The 5,103-nt window shown below is 66.1% G+C and carries 3 protein-coding genes; all 3 read left to right on the forward strand.

The features are described from left to right. The first annotated feature begins 129 nt into the window (after positions 1–129). On the forward strand, positions 130–555 hold the full coding sequence (locus tag ABZ260_RS46055; protein ID WP_350922011.1) for a molybdenum cofactor biosynthesis protein MoaE: 426 nt from the start codon (positions 130–132) through the stop codon (positions 553–555). 83 nt (positions 556–638) lie between these two features. After that, positions 639–1,685 (forward strand): PDZ domain-containing protein, encoded by a 1,047-nt coding sequence (locus ABZ260_RS46060; protein WP_355554491.1) that lies wholly within the window; start codon positions 639–641, stop codon positions 1,683–1,685. A gap of 339 nt (positions 1,686–2,024) precedes the next feature. Continuing rightward, positions 2,025–4,958 carry a UPF0182 family protein gene (locus tag ABZ260_RS46065; RefSeq protein WP_355630893.1) on the forward strand — a complete coding sequence of 978 codons (2,934 nt, stop codon included), beginning with the start codon at positions 2,025–2,027 and terminating at the stop codon, positions 4,956–4,958. Positions 4,959–5,103: the final 145 nt, after the last annotated feature.

Below are 5,103 nucleotides of genomic sequence, written 5' to 3' on the forward strand. Positions count from 1 at the left end.
GAGGCCGCGCCGGGGACTGGACTGAGGAGAGAAGGAGCGAAGCGGATGAACGACGAGGGAAGGAGCCGGATCCCAGCGGCCGAACCGCGACGCGCAGCGTCGCCAATTACACAGCCATAGACTCTGTGCGTGGATGTCATCCGGTTGCTCGATATTCGCGACAGCGCGCTCTCCGTCGACGAGGTGCTCGCCGCCGTCGGCAATCACGCCGCGGGCGGTACGACGGTCTTCGTCGGCACGGTACGAGAAGAGGATCACGGCAGGCCGGTCACGAGCCTGTCCTACTCGGCACATCCGAGTGCCGCGGGCGAGCTGCGCCGGGTGGCCGAGAAGGTCGCCGTGGACTTCCCGGTGACCGCCTTGGCGGCCGTCCACCGGGTCGGCGACCTGAGGCTCGGCGACGTCGCGGTCGTCGTGGCGGTCGCCGCGCCGCACCGCGGTGAGGCGTTCGAGGCATCCAGAAGGTTGATCGACGATCTTAAGAGCCAGGTCCCCATCTGGAAGAACCAGTTTTTCACCGACGGTTCCTCCGAGTGGGTGGGAGCCTGCGATTGATCTCGGCTGAGGGGTATGCGCCCGTCGGCGCGGCGGCGTCCGGGTGCGGTTTCATGACCTGTCGTACGGCATAGGCTTTGTCCATGTCCCGACGAGCCCTGACTTTGATGGTGGCGGGCTTCCTCACGCTCATGCTCGCGCTGGTCGGCGCCGTGCTGCCGGTGCCGTACGTCGTGCTGAGCCCTGGGCCGACCGAGAACACCATCGGCGACGTCGACGGCAAACCGGTGATCAGCATCGAGGGACACCAGACGTATCCGACCGACGGCAAGCTCAGCCTCGTCACCGTCGCCTACCAGGGCGGCCCCGGGACCAGAATCGATCTGTTCAGCGCGCTCAGGGGATGGATCGATCCCACCATCGCGGTCGTGCCCGAGGAGACGATCTTCCCTCCGGCGACCACCGCCAAGGAGGTCGAGGAGCAGAACACCCAGGAGATGACGAACTCCCAGGACGATGCGACCGCGGCGGCGCTGACCGAGCTGAGGATTCCCTACAACTCGATCGTGACCGTGGGCTCCACGGAGAAGGGCATGCCGGCCGACGGGAAGTTCAAGGCCGGTGACGAGATCGTCTCGGTGGACGGCACGCCCGTGGCCGACCGGGAGACCGTCTCCTCCTCCGTTCGCAAGCACAAGCCGGGCGAAGAGGTCAGTTTCGTCGTCAACCGTGGCGCCCAGAGCCTGACCATCGCCGTCCCTACCGTCGCCGGTAAGGACGGAGCACCCATCGTGGGCATCACCATGCGGGTCGGCTACAAGTTCCCCTTTGAGGTCAAGATCAATGTTGGCGACGTCGGCGGGCCGAGCGCGGGGATGATGTTCTCCCTGGGCATCGTCGACAAGCTCACCCCGGGGTCGTTGACCGGCGGCAAGTCCATCGCGGGGACCGGAACGATCACCGCGGAGGGCGACGTGGGCCCGATCGGCGGCATCCAGCAGAAGATGGTCGGCGCCAGGAGGGCCGGTGCGACGGTCTTCCTGACCCCGGCCGACAACTGCGCCGAGGCGGTCAGAGCGATCCCGGACGGGCTCAGGCTGGTCAAGGTCGAGACGCTGCGCCAGGCTGTTCAGGCGATCGACTCGATCCGCACCGGCTCGGGTTCCGTGCAGAGCTGCCCGACCGGCTGACGCCGGAACCGGGCCGGATGCCGACCGTGCGCCAGGACGTCACGGTGCACGCGATCCGCGCTGGAGGAGCGGCTCCGCGGGCTCGACGGCGAGGTGAGCGTGATGTCCAATTTGCAAAGAAAGTTGAATTTTCGGGCCTGGAGTTCGTCATGGGGCACTCATCAGGACCCTTGCGCGTTGCTACCGATGGACCCGATACCAGCGGACTGTTGTGGCCGGACCGTGCCCGAAAGGCTAAGCGCGCCCCAACTCTCGCCGGTGTAGGTTTCCAGACACGGACCGTGCTCTTACGACAAGGGGTTGGCCTTGAGCTTCCGGACCCCCGGAGCCGGTAGGGCAATGCGCTTGCCCCGCCGGCCACGACTGCTACTTCCCGTCGCGATCACTCTGGTCGTGATAGTCGCGTTATTCTTCCTCTTTGCTGGCATTTTTACCGACTACCTCTGGTACGAATCGGTCGACTACGCGTCCGTCTTCTCCGGCGTGATCGTTACGCAGATCCTCCTGTTCGTCGTCGGTGCGCTGCTGATGATCGGCATCGTCGGCGGCAACATGCTGATGGCGTACCGCATGCGGCCGATGTTCGGCCCCGGGATGTTCGGCGGCGCCAGCGGTGCCGACCGGTATCGGATGGCCCTCGACCCGCACCGCAAGCTGATCTTCCTGATCGGTGTGGCGGTGCTCGGCCTGTTCGCGGGATCGTCCTTCTCCGGTCAGTGGAAGACCTGGCTGGAGTTCATCAACGCGACGCCGTTCGGTGAGACCGACCCGCAGTTCGGCTACGACATCTCCTTCTTCATGTTCACCTATCCCTTCATCCGGATGGTGCTGAACTTCCTGTTCGTCGCGGTGGTGTTGTCCGCCCTGCTGTCGGCGATCGTGCACTACCTGTACGGCGGGTTCCGGCTCCAGTCACCCGGCGTGCACGCCTCGCGCGGTGCCCGGGCGCACCTGTCGGTGCTGCTCGGCATCTTCGTGCTGCTGAAGGCGGTCGCCTACTGGTACGACCGGTACGGGCTGGTCTTCTCCGACCGGGGCTTCAGACACGGTGCCTCGTACACCGACGTCAACGCGGTGCTTCCCGCCAAGAACATCCTGGCGATCATCGCGCTGATCTGTGCCGTCCTGTTCTTCGCCGGGGTCGTGCGATCCGGCGGCATGCTGCCCGGCGTCGGCTTCGGCCTCCTGGTGCTCTCGGCCATCCTGATCGGCGGGGTCTACCCGGCCCTGGTCGAGCAGTTCCAGGTCAAGCCGAACCAGCAGGGCAAGGAGCAGGAGTACATCAAGCGCAACATCGACGCGACACGAAAAGCCTACGGCGTGGACGACGCCGAGGTGATCGACTACACGGCTCAGGGTGACCCGAGCAAGGTCAGCGTCACCGCCGACAGCTCCATCTCCGGCGTGCGCCTGCTCGACCCGAGCCTGGTCGCCAAGACCTACCAGCAGAAGCAGCGGATCCGCGGTTACTACGACTTCCACGAGCCGCTCGACGTCGACCGCTACCCCGACGCGGACGGCACGATCCGTGACACCGTCGTCGCCGTGCGAGAGCTCACCGGACCGCCGGCGGAGCAGAACAACTGGATCAACCGGCACCTCGTCTACACCCACGGCAACGGCTTCGTGGCCGCGCCCGGCAACGAGGTCGACTCCGAGGGTCTGCCCAACTTCGACGCCAAGGACATGCCGGTCACCGGCTCCCTGGTGGAGCGGACGAAGCTCAAGGAATCGCGGATCTACTTCGGCGAGGCGCCCGCTTCGACCCAGTACGTCGTCGTCGGCGGCGGCGGGGAGAAGCAGCAGGAGCTCGACTACCCCGAGAGCGGCGGCACCGGCCAGAAGAACACCACCTACGACGGCAAGGGCGGGGTCCCTGTCGGTTCGTTCATCAACAGGATGCTCTACGCCGCCAAGTACGGCGAGATCAACCTGCTGCTCTCCGGAGACATCAACGCGAACTCCAAGATCCTTTACGAGCGCAACCCGCAGGCGCGCATCGCCAAGGCGGCGCCGTTCCTGAGCCTGGACGACAACCCCTACCCCGCCATCGTCGACGGCAGGGTGGTCTGGATCTCCGACGCCTACACCACTTCCAACGCCTACCCGTACTCCCAGAGCAAGAGCCTGGAGGCGATGACGCGGGACACCGTCACCGACCCGCGCCTGGTGGTGCCGCAGCCGCGTGACCAGATCAACTACATGCGCAACTCGGTGAAGGCCGTGGTCGACGCCTACGACGGCACCGTCAGCCTGTACGCGTGGGACGAGAAGGACCCCATCCTGCAGACCTGGCGCAAGGCCTTCCCCGGCATCATCAAGCCGCAGACGGAGATGTCGCCCGACCTCAAGCAGCACCTGCGCTACCCGGAGGCGCTGTTCAAGGTCCAGCGCGACGTGCTCTCCCAGTACCACATCTCCGACCCGAACGCCTTCTACAGCGGCCAGGACTTCTGGAACGTCCCGAACGACCCGTCCGGCGACCACGACACCAAGCAGCCGCCGTACTACCTGTCGGTCAAGATGCCGAAGACCTCGGCGCCCTCGTTCTCGCTGACGACCACGTTCGTGCCGCGCCAGGGGCCCAACCTGGCGGCGTTCATGGCCGTGGACGCCAACCCCGGACCGGATTACGGGAAGCTGCGCATCCTGCGCATGCCGTCCAACACCACGATTCCCGGACCCGGCCAGGTGCAGAACAACTTCCAGAACAAGTTCTCCGGCGAGCTCAACCTGCTCGGACTCGGCCAGGCGAAGGTCCGCTACGGCAACCTGCTGACCCTGCCGTTCGCCGACGGCCTGGTCTACGTCGAGCCGGTCTACGTGGAGATCGCGGCTGCCTCCGGCCAGGAGCCGTACCCGATCCTCCGCCGGGTCCTGGTGGCCTACGGCAACAAGGTCGGTTCGGCAGACACGCTCAAGGGCGCGTTGGAGCAGGTCTTCGGCGACGGCACCCAGAGCACGCCGCAGGGCGAGAACACGTCCGGTGAGGCGAAGCCGGAGGAGGCCAAGCCCACCACCGAGCTGGCCAAGTCGATCGACGAGGTGCAGAAGGCGTACGACAAGGCGCAGAAGGCGCTCCAGGCGAACCCGCCGGACTGGACCGAGTACGGCACCGCCCAGCAGGAGCTTGAGAAGGCGCTGGGCAAGCTGAAGGACACCGCCGAGACAACGGGCGTCACCCCCAGCCCGTCACCCTCGGCGACACCGTCGGCGACACCGTCCGGCACGCCGGCTCCGTCGGCGACGCCATCGCCCCCGCCAAGTTCCTAGGGGGGCCGATACAGGGGCCCAGCGCTATTCGATTCGCGTCCACCTCCAAAGCCGGGTATGGTTCATACATACACCGACGCGGGGTGGAGCAGCTCGGTAGCTCGCTGGGCTCATAACCCAGAGGTCGCAGGTTCAAATCCTGTCC

Origin of the sequence: Streptosporangium sp. NPDC006013 (assembly GCF_040614275.1) — a bacterium.
In the GTDB taxonomy this organism is placed as follows: Bacteria; Actinomycetota; Actinomycetes; order Streptosporangiales; family Streptosporangiaceae; genus Streptosporangium.

Coding starts and splice junctions, on each gene's coding strand:
- ABZ260_RS46060 (WP_355554491.1), top strand. CDS start 639: ATGTCCCGACGAGCCCTGACTTTGATGGTGGCGGGCTTCCTCACGCTC.
- ABZ260_RS46065 (WP_355630893.1), top strand. CDS start 2,025: ATGCGCTTGCCCCGCCGGCCACGACTGCTACTTCCCGTCGCGATCACT.